Source organism: Streptomyces sp. NBC_01476 (genome assembly GCF_036227265.1).
In the GTDB taxonomy this organism is placed as follows: domain Bacteria; phylum Actinomycetota; class Actinomycetes; order Streptomycetales; family Streptomycetaceae; genus Actinacidiphila.
This window is the reverse complement of sequence record NZ_CP109446.1, coordinates 2433837-2446720: the sequence shown is the minus strand read 5'-3', so window position 1 is coordinate 2446720 and position 12884 is coordinate 2433837. Positions and strand designations below refer to the sequence as shown.

The window sequence follows — 12884 nt, the reverse complement described above, 5'->3', positions numbered from 1 at the left end:
ATGGGGCGGGCTCAGGCGACGACGGTGAAGCCATGCTTCGTGCCGAGCTTGGTGAGGCTGGTCTTGCCGGGGATGCCGTCGGCGTCCGCGCCGGTGTAGCCGAGGCGGCGCTGGTACGCGGCGTAGGCCGCGACGGTCTTGGAGCCGAAGGAGCCGTCGCCGGCGTACTGGGCGTCGAGCAGCTTCTCCGCCTTGAGGGCGCCTTCGACCAGGCGGACGTCGGCTGCGTGGGTCTGGTGGCCCTGCTTCGCCTTCGGGTCGGCCTTCGCCGCCGCGATGACGTTGGACAGGTCGACCTTCGGCTTGCCCGCGGGCTTCGGCGTTGCGCCGGCCCACGCCGCGAGCTCCGCCTTGCTGGCGAACTGGGCCACGTTGTGGTCGACGCCGCCGGCCTCGCTGTACTGGTGCATCAGCCAGGCGTGCTCGACCCGGGGCTTGCCGGTCGGCGCGGACGGGTCGGCGATCCACAGGCCGTCGCCGGCGAAGGAGGTGTGGTCGCGGTTGAGCCAGAAGTCGCGGTTGCAGTAGAGCAGCACCCGGTGGCCCGGCGCGGCCTTCTGCACGGCGCGGATGAAGGCGTCCTTGTCCTCGTCGGGGACGCCGGTGTCCTCCCAGTCGCACGCCAGGATGTCCCCGGCCTTGGGGGCGGCGTGCTGGAGGAAGTACGCGGCCTGCGCGGCCGGGCTGCCGGGGCGCTGGAAGTGGTAGTGGCCGATCACCAGGCCCCGGGACCTGCCCGTGTTGACCTGCGCGTCGTGCTTGGGGTTGACGTAGTTGGTGCCCTCGGTGGCCTTGACGAGGACGAAGCCCAGCCCCGCGGTGTCGTAGGCGGTGGACTGGTAGGAGGCGACGTCGATTCCGTTGACGGTCATGGGTGCCTTCCAGGGCATGGGGAAGCCCCGGCCGGTTGGCGCGGGGCGAGGTGGTCAGGGGCAGGTGACGGTGGCGGTCGTCCAGGCGATCCGCTCATACGGGCCGCTGGTGCCGGTCTCGTAGGCGATGCCGACGTGGGTGCGGTCCGCCTTCGTGATGTCGGAGTAGGCGGCGGGGGTGGTGGGGCCGGTGATCTGGGTGACGGTGTGCCAGTGCAGGCCGCGGTCGGTGCTGCGGCGCAGCGTCAGGTGCTGCCGGGTGGAGGGGTCCTGGGGGCCGGAGTAGAGGAGCGGGGCGCAGGTGACGCCGGTGGGGGAGCCCGGGTCCTGGAGGAGGGCGCCTTCCACCGGGGGGGCTGGTGCCGTAGGTCTGGCGGGAGCTGAAGTAGACGCTGCCGTCGGGGAGTTCCGCCGCGGTGGTCTCGTCCGCCTGGATCACTCCGTCGGTGTGGTCGTCGACGGCTCCCAGCCGCCACGTGCGGCCGCTGTCGTCGGAGAGCAGTGTGTTGCCGCCGTGCAGGGGCCCGGCGAGGCTGTGGTCGGCCGGGGCGACCAGGCGCCCGGCGGCCCGGCCGCGGGTGATGGTCAGGCCGTGTCCGGGGCCGGTCGCGTACCAGCGCCAGGTCCGGTGTTTCACTGAGGCGGTGATCTCGCGGCGTGCGGACCAGGTGGCGCCCGCGTCCCGGCTGGTCTGGACGAACACCCGGCGCGAGTCGGCAGCCGGCACCGTGCCGGCCTGGATCTGCGCCGAGGTGAACCTGGCACTCGCCCGGCGCGGCGACACACCCACCCACCAAACCGAAACGAGGTGACCACAGGGCCACCAGACGAGCCAGCGCCAGTGACGCGAAGCCAGCGCGGACTCGTCGCGGCCCCGGGAGAGTCTGCGGATCCGCCCCAGGGCCGTGTCCGACCGTTGTGCGCCTGATGATCTGGAAGCGAGACAACGGATCTTCGGTCCCGCCCGCCCGCCGCCCGGCCGGTCCTCCGACGCCCTCGCACGGGCAGCCCACGCCTACTCGTCCAGGTGGCCTTCCCTTTCGGCCTGTGCAGCCCCGGTAGGGGTCCTCGGGGCCGTAAATGAGGGGGCGGCCGCTCCTGTGAGGCGGACCGGCCGGCTGCGCGGGGCTGGCCGATGCCCGCGACAAATATTACACAGGTGGTGTATGCTATCCATGTAATAATGTGCAGATGGGGGCGCGGTGGCTTGGGAAATCGTAGTGGTCGAACCGGCTCTCTCATGGCTTCACGAGTTGCGCCGCACTGACCGCGACACTCTTGTTCAGGTCAGTCAGGCCATCACCGCCCTCAAAGAGGAGGGCCCTGCCCTGGGACGGCCGCTGGTCGACACGATCAAAGGCTCGGCGTTGCCCAACCTCAAGGAACTCCGACCCGGCTCGGCCGGCGTCACGGAGATGCGGTTGCTGTTCGTATTCGACCCCCAACGGCAAGCGGTGATCCTTGTTGGCGGGGACAAGGCGGGTAACTGGTCCGGCTGGTACCGAGTGGCAGTACCGCTGGCCGAGCAGGCGTACGAGGATCACCTCAAGCGAATCGAAGGCGAAGGAGAGGACCGGAAGCGATGACTGATCACCTGAAGGACCCGCAGAGCGCCTCCTGGGAGGACCTGGCCGAGGAGTTCGCCTTTACTGATGCGGAGAAGGACAGGATCGCGCAGGGCGCACAGGTGATGATCGCTGCCTCCCGGGTGCACCGCCTGGCTGAACTGCGCAAGCGGCAGCACACCACTCAGGTGGAAGTCGCCAAGGCCATGGGAGTCACTCAGGCTCGCGTTTCGCGGATCGAGAGGGGGCAGTTGGAACGCAGCGAGGTCGACACCTTGGCTGCATACGTCAAGGCACTCGGTGGCAAGATGAAGATCGTTGCTGACTTCGGTGATGAGACCTACGTCCTTGGGTGACGTGAGCCGCGCTCCTGGCCCCAGGACTCCGCTGCTGCGGCAGTGCCGGGCCAACGTCGTGGTTCGACGGGTGCGCAGCCGGGCTGCGGGGGTCAGGGGCAGGTGACGGTGGCGGTTGTCCAGGCGATCCGCTCATACGGGCCGCTGGTGCCGGTCTCGTAGGCGATGCCGACGTGGGTGCGGTCCGCCTTCGTGATGTCGGAGTAGGCGGCGGGGGTCGTGGGGCCGGTGATCTGGGTGACGGTGCGCCAGTGCAGGCCGCGGTCGGTGCTGCGGCGCAGTGTCAGGTGCTGCCGGGTGGAGGGGTCCTGGGGGCCGGAGTAGAGGAGCGGGGCGCAGGTGACGCCGGTGGGGGAGCCCGGGTCCTGGAGGAGGGCGCCTTCCACCGGCGGGGTCACGATCCCTGGCATCGGTCTGAATGGTGCCGTGTATGTGCTGCCTGAGGTGGTCGAGTATGTGTAGGACCGGTTGGCGGGGCTGGTGCCGTAGGTCTGGCGGGAGCTGAAGTAGACGCTGCCGTCGGGGAGTTCCGCCGCGGTGGTCTCGTCCGCCTGGATCACTCCGTCGGTGTGGTCGTCGACGGCCCCCAGCCGCCACGTACGGCCGCTGTCGTCCGAGAGCAGTGTGTTGCCGCCGTGCAGGGGCCCGGCGAGGCTGTGGTCGGCCGGGGCGACCAGGCGCCCGGCGGCCCGGCCGCGGGTGATGGTCAGGCCGTGTCCGGGGCCGGTCGCGTACCAGCGCCAGGTCCGGCGTTTCACTGAGGCGGTGATCTCCCGGCGTGCGGACCAGGTGGCGCCCGCGTCCCGGCTGGTCTGGACGAACACCCGGCGTGAGTCGGCAGCCGGCACCGTGCCGGCCTGGATCTGCGCCGAGGTGACCGACCCCTTCTGCCGGTTGGTCAGCAGGACCAGGCCCCCGCCGGCCGTCACCAGCGGAGTCGGGTTGCCGACGGTGTCGGCGCCGTCCGCGGCCACCACCTTCTGCGGCGACCAGGTGCAGCCGCCGTCGGCCGACCGGCGCTGCACGACGTCGATGTCCCCGTTGTCGGCGGCACTGTGCTTCCTCGCCTCGGCGAAGGCGACCAGGGTGCCGCGGACGTTCACCACGGCCGGGATCCGGTAGGAGGCGTAGCCACCGGTGCCGGCCGTCCACAGCGTGGTCGCGCACGCGGTCGGCGCGGTGGCGGTCCGCGGCGCGGCGCCGGTGGTCAGTGCGGTCAGGGCGAGAACGGCCGCCGTCATCGCGGCGGTTCGCATCGGTACGGGCATGCGGCAGCATCGCGCCCGACCGCGGCCGGATGGTGGTCAATCGTCATGGTTCACCCCGGAGGGGTACGTTATGAACACTCGTCCGATATCGCCCCGGTCAAGGGCAGTTGAGCGTGACCGAGCGCCAGGCGATCCGCTGATAAGGGTTCGAGGTGCCGGTCTCGTAGGCGACGCCGACCTTGGTGCGGGAGATCTTCGTCATGTCGGAGTACGCCGCCGGGCCGGTGGCCGGCGTCAGGTCGGTGACGGTGCGCCAGCTGCCGCCCCCGTCGTCGGAGCGGCGAAGGGTGAGGTGGCGGCGGGCGGTGGGGTCCTGAGGCCCGGCGTAGAGCAGGGGCGCGCAGGTGACACCGGCCGGGTAGCCGGGGTCCTGGAGGACGGTGCCCTGGACCGGGGGAGTGGTGATGGCGGGGAGCGGGCGGAAGGGGCCGGTGAAGGTACGGCCGGCCGTCTCGGAGTACGCCGCCGCCCGGTTGACGCCGGACGATCCGCCGCTGTTGCGGGCCGATACGTAGATCCGGCCGTCGGGCAGCTGCGCGGCGCTGGACTCGCCGGGATTGATCACCTTGTTGTTGCGGGTCTCCGAGGCGCCGAGCCGCCAGCTCCTGCCGTCGTCGTCGGAGAGCAGCAGGTCCACCCCCTGCTTGCCCGGCTCGGAGTGGTAGGCCGCGGCCACCAGCCGCCCCCGGTCGGGCCCCTGGGTGAGCGTCAGGCCGTGACCGGGACCGGTGGCGTACCACCGCCAGGCCGCCTTCTTCACCGAGGAGGTGATCTCGCGCCGCGCGGACCAGCTGCCGCCGGCGTCCTGTGAGGTCTGTACGTAGACCCGGCGCCCGTCGGCGACGGTGACCGTGCCGGCCTCGATCTGGCCGATGGTGACCGCGCCCTTCTGCCGGTTGGTGAGCAGCACGAGGGTGCCGGACGCGGTGACCAGCGGGGTCGGGTTGCCGATCGTGTCGTGCCCCTCGTCGGCCACCACCCGCTGCGGCGACCAGGTGCAGCCGCCGTCGGTCGAGCGCCGCTGGACCACCTCGATGTCGCCGTTGTCCGCGGCGCTGTCCCGCCGCGCCTCGGCGAAGGCGACGAGGGTGCCGCGGACGTTCACCACGGCCGGGATGCGGTACGTGTGGTAGCCGTCGGTGCCGGACGTCCACAAGGTGCCCGTGCAGCCCGGGGCGGGTGCGGCGGCGGCCCGGCCGGCCGGCAGCAGCAGCGTCGACAGCAGGCAGGTGGTGGTGATCAGGGCGGCACGTGTACGTCGGGGCATGACCAAGCGTTGCCTCGCGGTGCGCCCTCCGCGTCCCACCGGCGCGCGCGCTCACCGTAACGAGTGAGCCGGGGACCGGCCGCCCGGCGCAGTACGGCCCGTGCAGGGCCCGGCGCCGCCCGCGAAGGTGCCGCCCGCAGAGGCGCCGCCCGCCAAGGCGCCGCGGGCCGCGTCAGCCGAAGGCGCCCCAGGACGCGTCAGCCGAAGAGCTGCGTACCCCAGTCCCGCCCCGCCGCGAGCCCCGGCGGCGTCACGAAGAGCCCGCTGGCGATGTGCTGGATGTACTCGTTGAGCGCGTCGTGCTGCCCCAGGATCCGCTGCAGCGTGACGAACTGGTCCGGACTCTTCATGAAGGCCACGAAGAACAGACCGCCCATCAGGTCGCCGGTCTCCGGGTTGATCCCGTCGGTGTACGAGTAGCCGCGCCGCAGGATGCGCAGGCCCTTGTTGTTCTCGTGGGCGGCCAGCCGGATGTGCGCGGTGGCGGGGATGACGTACTCGCCGCCGGCGTCCTTCGCCCCGAAGTCGGGGGTGTCGAACTCCTTGTGACCCGTCATCGGGGCGCCGCTGTTCTTGAGCCGGCCGAAGACGTCCTGCTGGTCGCCGAGCCGGTCACGGTCCCACTGTTCCAGCCGCATCTGGATCTTCCGGCTGACCAGGTACGAGCCGCCGCGCACCCACCGCTGGGGCTCCTCGTCGCCGATCCACACATGCTCGCTCATCAGCGAGCCGTCAGTGGCGTCGATGTTGCGGGTGCCGTCCTTGAAGCCCATCAGATTGCGCGGGGTGGCCTGCTGCGGGGAGGTGGAGGAGGTGCGGCCGAAGCCCAGCTCCATCCAGCGCGGCACGACGGTGCCGAAGCCGAGCCGCCGCAGGTTCCGTACCGCGTGGAAGGCCACCTGGGGGTCGTCGGCGCAGGCCTGGACGCACAGGTCACCGTCGGAGTTGCCGGCGTCCAGGTCCTCGCCGGGCAACTGCGGGAGCCGCTTGAGCAGCGACGGGCGGCGGGCGGCGAGCCCGAACCGGTCGTCGAAGAGGGAGGGGCCGTAGCCGATGGTGATGGTCAGCCGGCCCGGGGTGAGGCCCATGGCCTCGCCGGTGTCGTCCGGTGGGGTGTTGAGGTCCCCCGCGTCGCCGGGCACCGGCCGGCCGGCCGTCATCGCCTCGGCCGCGGTGGTCCAGGTCTTGAGCAGTTCGGTGAGGTCGGCGCGGGACGCGGTCGGGGCCACGTCGAAGGTGGCGAAGCAGAGCCGGTCCTGGGACGGGGTGGCTATGCCGGCCTGGTGCGCGTCCCGGAACGGCACCGTGGCGTCCTGGGCGGCGGAGGCTCCGCCGCCGGAGCTGTCGTCGTTCCTGGTGACCAGGACGGCGCCGCCGGCGCCGAGGGCGGCGCCCGCCACGGCCGCTCCGGCGCCCACCGCCCCGAGGAGACGTCGCCGGCTGACGGTGGGGGCCGGCTCGGAACCGCGGGGGTCGGGCGTGATGTCCGGAGTGTCGTTCACAGGATCAGACATTCTCTCTCGGGCCGCTGGGACCGCTCGGATCGGGGCGCGCGGAGCGCTGGGGCGAGGGCACGCGGGGGATTCCGCGTGCCCTCGCCGGGCGCTCAGGCGATCTCGCCGGCGATCTTGGAGACGGCCTCGGCGTAGGCGTTCACGGTCTGCGACAGCGTACGCCGCTGCTCGTCGGTGACCTTGCTGTAGTCCACGTAGCCGGTCTGCTCGTAACCGGGCTTGGCGACGTACTTGGCCAGCGCGTCCGCGGTCTGCTGGTAACGCTCGGCCAGGGTGGCGACCAGCGCCGGGTCCTTCGCCTTCAGCGTCGGGAGCAGCACGGTGACCGCTTCGTTGGCGCCGGCCAGGTTGCCCTCGAAGTCCAGCAGGTCGATGTGCGAGTAACGCTCCTCCTCGCCGGTGATCTTGGAGGACTGGATCTCGTTGACCAGGTCGGTGGCGCCGTTGGCGATCTCCGCGGGCTGGTACTCGACCGTCTGGACCTTGCTGTAGAGGTCGTGGGTGTCGGTGCTCAACTGGTCGGCCAGCGGGCCCATGCCGGCCAGCGACTTCTTCTGCCAGATCGCCTGCTCGATGCGGTGGAAGCCGGTGAAGTCCGCCGGGGTGGCGGCGTCGTCCGCGCGGCCGTCGATCCGGCCGTCCAGGTCGCCCCAGATCTCGGCGGTCGGCTCGATGCGCTCGTAGTAGATACGGGCCTTGCCGTAGAGCAGCCGGGCGTCGTCCAGCTTGCCGGCCTTGACCGCGGCGGTGAACGCGTCGGTGGCGGTCACCTCCTGCTTGACCTCGCTGTCGATCCAGGCCGCGTAGCTCTGGGTGGCGGCGACCAGCTGCGGGTCGTCCTTCCAGCTCTTCGCGGCGGAACCGGTGACGGTGAAGGCGGTCTTGTCGGTGTCCGCGCCGGGGCAGTAGACCTGGTACTTGCCCGCGTCCAGGGTGAGCGAGAAGTCGCCGGACAGGCCCGGGGTCAGGTTCTCCTTCTCCCCGAGCATCTTGCCGCCGTCGAGGAGTTCGGCCTCGGTGACCTTGGCGGAGTCCTTGTTCTTCACCGTGAACTTGACCGCGCCGGCCGGGACGGTGGCCGGGCTCGGCGCGCAGTCCTTGTCGGTGATGGTGATGGCGACGGTCGAGGACTTGGCACCGGCGTTCGCGCCGGTCGCGCCCGGGGAGCTCTTCGCGTCGTCGCCCTTGTCGCCGCCGCAGGCGGTCAGCAGCAGGCCCGCGGACATCACGGTCGCGGCACAGGCCAGGACTCGGCGGTGGTTGGCAAGGGGGTTCACGGTCAGCTCCTAGGGATGACCCGCGCGGGCGCACGGGGACAGAGAGGGGTCGTACGGGGGTGAAGGACGATGAGGGGGCGTGCGGGGGTGCGGGGGGTGCGGGCCCTGCGGGTCAACGGGCCTGCGCGGCCTCGGTTTCGGTCTGCGCCGCGGGCACGCCCGCCGGGGCCTTGCGTCGCTTGGCCGGCCAGAGCACGACGGAGAGCATCACGGCGGTGTACGCGAGCCAGCCGATGACCATGATCCAGGTCGGGAAGGGCTGGATGCCGAGCACGCCGGTGACCACCGAGGAGGTCGGGGTGCCGGGGCGGACCAGCCAGGACAGGTCGAACGCCTCCTGGCCCTGGTTGAGCCAGCCGCCTTCGGCGGCGGTCATGAACGCGGTGGACACCAGGCCGGCCGCGACCAGGACGAGCACGACGCCGGTGGCGCGGAAGAAGCGGGAGAGGTTGAGCTTCACGCCACCGCGGTAGATGCCGTAGCCGATGACCGCGGCGAGCACGATGCCGAGGGCGGCGCCGGTGCCGCCGTACGCCGGGTTGCTGCTCTCGTTGAAGGTGGCGAGCAGGAAGACCGAGGTCTCGAAGCCCTCCCGGAGCACCGCCAGGAAGGCCATCGTGACCAGTGCGGAGGCGGAGCCCTCGGAGAGCGCGCGGCCGGCCATGCCCTCCAGGTCCTTGCGCAGGTCGCGGGAGTGACGGCGCATCCACAGCACCATGTAGCTGACCATCACCACGGCGATCACACCGATCACCGTCTCCAGCTGCTCCTGCTGGCGCTGCGGGAGGTCACTGGAGAAGATCTGCAGACCGACCGCGACCACGACGCAGATGCCCACCGCGAGGGCGACCCCGAGCCACACCTTCTTCAGCGCGTCCCGGCGACCCTGCTGGCCGAGGAAGGAGGCGATGATGCCCACGATGAGGGCCGCCTCCAGACCTTCGCGGAGCCCGATGACGAACGTTGGAAGCATGAGGGTCCTTCTCGTACGGATCGACGCGGTTAGCGAAGCCTGCCCTTGGTTAGGTCAACCTCATTAGAATCGTGAAGCCCTGGGGGGCGTCAAGCCACGTGCGCGTACAAATCGGGCGAACTGGCCTGCCGGGCGCGGAAAATCAATGTGATTTGACGCTCTCTTTACCTTCGGTGCCAGGCGAGGGTTCCCCTTGGCCTCAGCCGTCCCATAGGGTCCATCCGCCATGGATTACTGCCAGACGTGCAGGCGCCACCTCAACGGTGCTTACTCCTGCCCAGGTTGCGGGACGCTCGCGGACCGGTCCGCCCTGTCCGAGGTCGCCGACACGGCGCAGCTGCCCATCGTCGCGGACGAGCCGGCGGGCGGTGCGCTGCCCGAGGGGGCGAGCGAGCCGGGGCCGTCCGAGCCGGTACTGGACGAGCCGGATCCCGGCCCCCTCCCGTATGAGCCCGTTCCGTACGCGGCCGGGCGGCCGGCGCCCAGGAAGCGGTCCCGGCGCAGCAGCAGGCAGCGGGCGGCGGTTTACGGCGTCGGCGCGGTGGCCGTGGTCGGCGCGCTGACGATGTTCTCCCTGGCCGCCTTCTCCGGCGCTTCCGGCGGGACCCCGGCGCCCGGCTCCGGTGTGCACGACCTGCCGCCGCCGCCCAGTTCCCGTTCGGACACGCCGGCCCCGGACGACGCGGGCCTGTCCTCGACCACTCCCGGGACGAAGACCCCGTCGAAGTCCGCCTCGGCCTCCGCGTCCCCCTCCGCCTCCACCGAGCGGCCGGCCACGTCGGCGCCCACCACGGCCGCGCCGCCCGCTACTTCGGCGTCCGCGCACCCGCACACCACCCAGCCGACCGTGCGTCCCACGCACACCGCGAGCACCACCCCGACGCACACCACGTCGCCCTCCACGAAGCCGACCGGCTGCGTGCTCATCTTCTGCTCGTAACCGCCCGGTTCGGCCCGTGGGGCGCCCCGGTGGCGGTGCCCTCAGTCCTGCTCCGGCGTCAGCATCCGCTGCAGCAGATCCCGCAGCGCCGTCCGCTCGTCCACCGACAGCGCGGCCAGCGGTTCGCGGGCGAAGTCCAGCGAGTCGCGGAGTTCGGCGGCGGTGCTCCGCCCCTTCGCGGTGGCCGCGGCGAGCTTCACCCGGCGGTCGGAGGGGTCCGCGAGCCGCTCGGCCAGGCCCTGCGCCTCCAGCCGGTCCACGATCCCGGTCACATTCGACGGCTCGCACTTGAGCCGCTGGGCGATCTGCCGCATCGGCATCGGACCGCCGGAGAGCAGCGCCAGCACCCTGGCCTGGGCGCCGGTCAGATGATGGACGGCCGCGGCGGCGTCGTACTCCTGGTAGTAGCGGGCCACCACGGTGCCGATCAGGTCGACGACCTCGGTGGTCAAAGGATCCATGCGGCGGTTCATGGGTTTGAGGCTACCCCGTTGCTTGACAAGGTGAAACATCAAGGTTCATGGTTGATTAAGAAGATGAACATTTGCCATGGTCCAGCTGTGGCGGAAGGAGAGACACCCGCATGCCGAAGAGCCGCGCCTGGCATCTGGTCGCCCGCCCCAAGGGCTGGCCCCTTCCCGGGGACTTCGCGCTGGTCGAGTCGGAGGTGCCCGAGCCGGGCCCCGGTCAGATACTCGTCCGCAACCTCTATCTGTCGGTCGACCCGTACATGCGCGGGCGGATGAAGGACGCGAAGTCGTACGCACCGCCCTACGAGCTGGACCAGCCGATGACCGGTGGCGCGCTCGGCCGGGTGGTGGCCTCGGCCGCGGACGGCTTCGCAGTGGGCGACCATGTGCTGCACTCGCTCGGCTGGCGGGAGTACGCGCTGGTGGACGCGGCGCACGCCACCACGGTCGATCCGGCGGCGGGGCCGCTGACCGCCCACCTCGGGGTGCTCGGCATGACCGGGCTGACCGCGTACGTGGGCCTGCTGCGGATCGCCGCGATGGCCCCGGGCGATACGGTCTTCGTCTCCGGTGCGGCCGGCGCGGTCGGCAGCCAGGCCGGGCAGCTCGCCCGGCTCAAGGGCGCCGCCCGGGTGATCGGCAGTGCCGGCTCGGACGAGAAGGTCGAGCTGCTGACCGGGGAGTACGGCTTCGACGCCGCCTTCAACTACAAGAAGGCGCCGGTGGCCGAGCAGTTGAGGGCCGCGGCGCCCGACGGCATCGACGTCTACTTCGACAATGTGGGCGGCGACCACCTGGAGGCCGCCATCTCGGCGCTGCGGGTGCACGGCCGGGCCGCGCTCTGCGGGGCGATCGCCGGCTACAACGCCACCGAGCCGCAGCCCGGGCCGCGCAACCTCGGGCTGCTGGTCGGCAGACGGCTCACCCTGCGCGGATTCCTGGTCAGCGACCACCTTGACCTGCGGCCGGAGTTCCTCCGTGCGGCCGGTGGCTGGCTGCGGGACGGGGAACTGCACCACCACGAGACGGTGGTGACGGGAATCGGGAAGACCGTGGAGGCGTTTCTCGGTCTGTTGCGTGGCGAGAACACCGGGAAGATGATCGTCGCCCTCCCGGAGTGACCCGGGGCCGGCCGCCGGCCCCGCGCTCGACAAGATGTCGACGCGACACAGAAGTCCATCGATGGAGGACCTGCTCATGACCATCCAGAACGTTGACGTTCTGTACACCGCCGTGGCCACCGCGGAGAACGGCCGCGACGGCCGTGTCTCCAGTGACGACGGCAAGCTCGACGTCGTGGTCAACCCGCCCAAGGAACTGGGCGGCAGCGGCGCCGGCACCAACCCCGAGCAGCTCTTCGCGGCCGGTTACAGCGCCTGTTTCCAAAGTGCCCTCGGTGCCGTCGCCCGGCAGACCAAGGCCGACGTCTCCGGCTCCCGGGTGACCGCCAAGGTCGGCCTGGGCAAGACCGAGGCCGGCGGCTTCGGCCTCACCGTCGAACTCGCCGTCTCCATCCCGAACGTGGACGCGGCGACCGCCAAGGAGCTTGCCGAGAAGGCGCACGAGGTGTGCCCGTACTCCAACGCGACGCGCGGCAACATAGCCGTCGAGCTGACGGTCGTCTGACCGCACAACCGGTACAACCGCACAACGCCCGCCCGCACAACCGCACGCCGGCGCGACGGCGTCACCTGCGGACCGTCCCGGCAGGGGCGGTCCGCACCGTTGTGCGGCGGGCCCTTTCAGACCGGGGGCGGCGCCGGCGCGTCGGCCGCCGCTGCCTGCCGCGGCACGGGGGGCGGCGGCGCCAGCAGGGCGAGGAAGTCGCGGAAAGCGGCGGGCATGTCGACCGCTTCCGGGTCCAGCAGCCACTGCACCTGGAGGCCGTCCATCACCGCGGCCAGCAGCGTCGCGGCCCGCTCCGGGGTGAGCCCGCCGGGCAGCCGGTCGCCGTACTCCGCGCGCAGCGCCTGCGCGCCGCCGTCGCGGACGTGGGCGTAACGGTGCCTGAAGTACTCCTGGGCCGGGTGGTCCTCGGTGACGCTGTCACCCACCAGCACGGTGAACGCCTGCACGATGCCGGGCCGGGTGGCGTTGTACTCCACCAGATTCGCCACCACCTCCAGCGGCCAGGACCGGCCGTGCAGCGCCGCGGACGCCATGTCCCACTGGTCGCGGGCCTCCAGCACCGCCACCAGCAGTGCCTCCTTGGTCGGGAAGTGGTGCATCAGCCCCTGCTGGGTCAGCCCCACCCGTTCGGCGACGGCCGCCAGGGTGGCGCCCCGGTAGCCGCGCTCGGCGATCACCTCGGTCGCCGCCTGGATGATCCCGGTACGCCGTTCCCCGCGGTCGCCCCTGGTACGCGGCATGTCCCCGCCCCCT

At 71.5% G+C, this 12884-nt stretch carries 15 protein-coding genes and 2 pseudogenes; 6 read left to right on the top strand and 11 right to left on the bottom strand.

All coding sequences use genetic code 11. The annotated features are described in order from the left end of the window. Positions 1–11: 11 nt before the first annotated feature. From OG552_RS11055 to OG552_RS36420, 3 genes and pseudogenes are all read right to left on the bottom strand, one after another. The gene (locus OG552_RS11055) at positions 12–872 is read right to left on the bottom strand and encodes a GH25 family lysozyme (protein WP_329131750.1); all 861 of its coding nucleotides are present in this window, start codon (positions 870–872) and stop codon (positions 12–14) included. Between the two features lie 54 nt (positions 873–926). Further along, positions 927–1220, bottom strand: a complete 294-nt coding sequence (locus OG552_RS11050; RefSeq protein ID WP_329131747.1) for a sialidase family protein — start codon at positions 1218–1220, stop codon at positions 927–929. An 82-nt stretch (positions 1221–1302) separates the two neighbouring features. Further along, positions 1303–1575: pseudogene (locus OG552_RS36420) on the bottom strand (exo-alpha-sialidase); the annotation flags it as partial. On the opposite strand from OG552_RS36420, the gene OG552_RS11045 reads away from it, so the two are divergent. The 3 genes from OG552_RS11045 to OG552_RS11035 all read left to right on the top strand — a co-directional run bounded on the left by OG552_RS11045 (position 1517) and on the right by OG552_RS11035 (position 2793). Beyond that, entirely contained in the window at positions 1517–1684 is a 168-nt protein-coding gene (locus OG552_RS11045) for a hypothetical protein (protein ID WP_329131745.1), read from the top strand. The pseudogene OG552_RS36420 and the gene OG552_RS11045 sit on opposite strands and share 59 nt — an antisense overlap. A 390-nt stretch (positions 1685–2074) precedes the next feature. Further along, positions 2075–2458 (top strand): type II toxin-antitoxin system RelE/ParE family toxin, encoded by a 384-nt coding sequence (locus OG552_RS11040; protein WP_329131743.1) that lies wholly within the window; start codon positions 2075–2077, stop codon positions 2456–2458. Beyond that, the gene (locus OG552_RS11035) at positions 2455–2793 is read left to right on the top strand and encodes a helix-turn-helix domain-containing protein (protein ID WP_329131741.1); all 339 of its coding nucleotides are present in this window, start codon (positions 2455–2457) and stop codon (positions 2791–2793) included. Before OG552_RS11040 ends, OG552_RS11035 begins: the two co-directional genes overlap by 4 nt. A gap of 92 nt (positions 2794–2885) precedes the next feature. Here OG552_RS11035 and OG552_RS11030 read toward each other — a convergent pair whose 3' ends face one another. The 5 genes from OG552_RS11030 to efeU all read right to left on the bottom strand — a co-directional run bounded on the left by OG552_RS11030 (position 2886) and on the right by efeU (position 9092). After that, entirely contained in the window at positions 2886–4061 is a 1176-nt protein-coding gene (locus OG552_RS11030) for a sialidase family protein (protein WP_329131739.1), read from the bottom strand. A gap of 97 nt (positions 4062–4158) precedes the next feature. Next, positions 4159–5328, bottom strand: coding sequence for a sialidase family protein (locus tag OG552_RS11025; RefSeq protein WP_329131737.1), 1170 nt, complete (start codon positions 5326–5328; stop codon positions 4159–4161). 197 nt (positions 5329–5525) lie between these two features. After that, positions 5526–6842, bottom strand: a complete 1317-nt coding sequence (gene efeB, locus OG552_RS11020; protein ID WP_329131735.1) for an iron uptake transporter deferrochelatase/peroxidase subunit — start codon at positions 6840–6842, stop codon at positions 5526–5528. A gap of 92 nt (positions 6843–6934) precedes the next feature. Further along, positions 6935–8119, bottom strand: a complete 1185-nt coding sequence (gene efeO / locus OG552_RS11015; protein ID WP_329131733.1) for an iron uptake system protein EfeO — start codon at positions 8117–8119, stop codon at positions 6935–6937. A gap of 112 nt (positions 8120–8231) precedes the next feature. Next, a complete protein-coding gene (gene efeU, locus OG552_RS11010) occupies positions 8232–9092 on the bottom strand; it encodes an iron uptake transporter permease EfeU (RefSeq protein WP_329131731.1) in 861 nt (286 codons plus the stop codon). Positions 9093–9318: 226 nt separating this feature from the next. On the opposite strand from efeU, the pseudogene OG552_RS36415 reads away from it, so the two are divergent. Beyond that, a pseudogene (locus OG552_RS36415) lies at positions 9319–9615 on the top strand (SCO2400 family protein); the annotation flags it as partial. A gap of 2 nt (positions 9616–9617) precedes the next feature. Here the strand turns inward: OG552_RS36415 and OG552_RS11005 are convergent. Continuing rightward, a complete protein-coding gene (locus OG552_RS11005) occupies positions 9618–10019 on the bottom strand; it encodes a hypothetical protein (RefSeq protein ID WP_329131729.1) in 402 nt (133 codons plus the stop codon). A 54-nt stretch (positions 10020–10073) separates the two neighbouring features. Next, on the bottom strand, positions 10074–10505 hold the full coding sequence (locus OG552_RS11000; RefSeq protein ID WP_329131727.1) for a MarR family winged helix-turn-helix transcriptional regulator: 432 nt from the start codon (positions 10503–10505) through the stop codon (positions 10074–10076). Positions 10506–10615: 110 nt separating this feature from the next. On the opposite strand from OG552_RS11000, the gene OG552_RS10995 reads away from it, so the two are divergent. Then, positions 10616–11623, top strand: coding sequence for an NADP-dependent oxidoreductase (locus OG552_RS10995; protein ID WP_329131725.1), 1008 nt, complete (start codon positions 10616–10618; stop codon positions 11621–11623). 76 nt (positions 11624–11699) lie between these two features. Further along, positions 11700–12128, top strand: a complete 429-nt coding sequence (locus OG552_RS10990) for an organic hydroperoxide resistance protein (RefSeq protein WP_329131723.1) — start codon at positions 11700–11702, stop codon at positions 12126–12128. A gap of 116 nt (positions 12129–12244) precedes the next feature. On the opposite strand, the gene OG552_RS10985 is transcribed toward OG552_RS10990, so the two are convergent. Continuing rightward, positions 12245–12871, bottom strand: coding sequence for a TetR/AcrR family transcriptional regulator (locus OG552_RS10985; protein ID WP_329131721.1), 627 nt, complete (start codon positions 12869–12871; stop codon positions 12245–12247). Between the last annotated feature and the right edge of the window lie 13 nt (positions 12872–12884).

Excerpts from the sequence above, each read along its gene's own strand:
- OG552_RS11030 (WP_329131739.1), bottom strand. The coding sequence starts at position 4,061 with ATGCCCGTACCGATGCGAACCGCCGCGATGACGGCGGCCGTTCTCGCC.
- OG552_RS10985 (WP_329131721.1), bottom strand. The coding sequence starts at position 12,871 with ATGCCGCGTACCAGGGGCGACCGCGGGGAACGGCGTACCGGGATCATC.
- OG552_RS10995 (WP_329131725.1), top strand. The coding sequence starts at position 10,616 with ATGCCGAAGAGCCGCGCCTGGCATCTGGTCGCCCGCCCCAAGGGCTGG.
- OG552_RS11025 (WP_329131737.1), bottom strand. The coding sequence starts at position 5,328 with ATGCCCCGACGTACACGTGCCGCCCTGATCACCACCACCTGCCTGCTG.
- OG552_RS11055 (WP_329131750.1), bottom strand. The coding sequence starts at position 872 with ATGACCGTCAACGGAATCGACGTCGCCTCCTACCAGTCCACCGCCTAC.
- OG552_RS11035 (WP_329131741.1), top strand. The coding sequence starts at position 2,455 with ATGACTGATCACCTGAAGGACCCGCAGAGCGCCTCCTGGGAGGACCTG.
- OG552_RS11000 (WP_329131727.1), bottom strand. The coding sequence starts at position 10,505 with ATGAACCGCCGCATGGATCCTTTGACCACCGAGGTCGTCGACCTGATC.
- efeB (WP_329131735.1), bottom strand. The coding sequence starts at position 6,842 with ATGTCTGATCCTGTGAACGACACTCCGGACATCACGCCCGACCCCCGC.
- OG552_RS10990 (WP_329131723.1), top strand. The coding sequence starts at position 11,700 with ATGACCATCCAGAACGTTGACGTTCTGTACACCGCCGTGGCCACCGCG.
- OG552_RS11005 (WP_329131729.1), bottom strand. The coding sequence starts at position 10,019 with ATGAGCACGCAGCCGGTCGGCTTCGTGGAGGGCGACGTGGTGTGCGTC.
- efeU (WP_329131731.1), bottom strand. The coding sequence starts at position 9,092 with ATGCTTCCAACGTTCGTCATCGGGCTCCGCGAAGGTCTGGAGGCGGCC.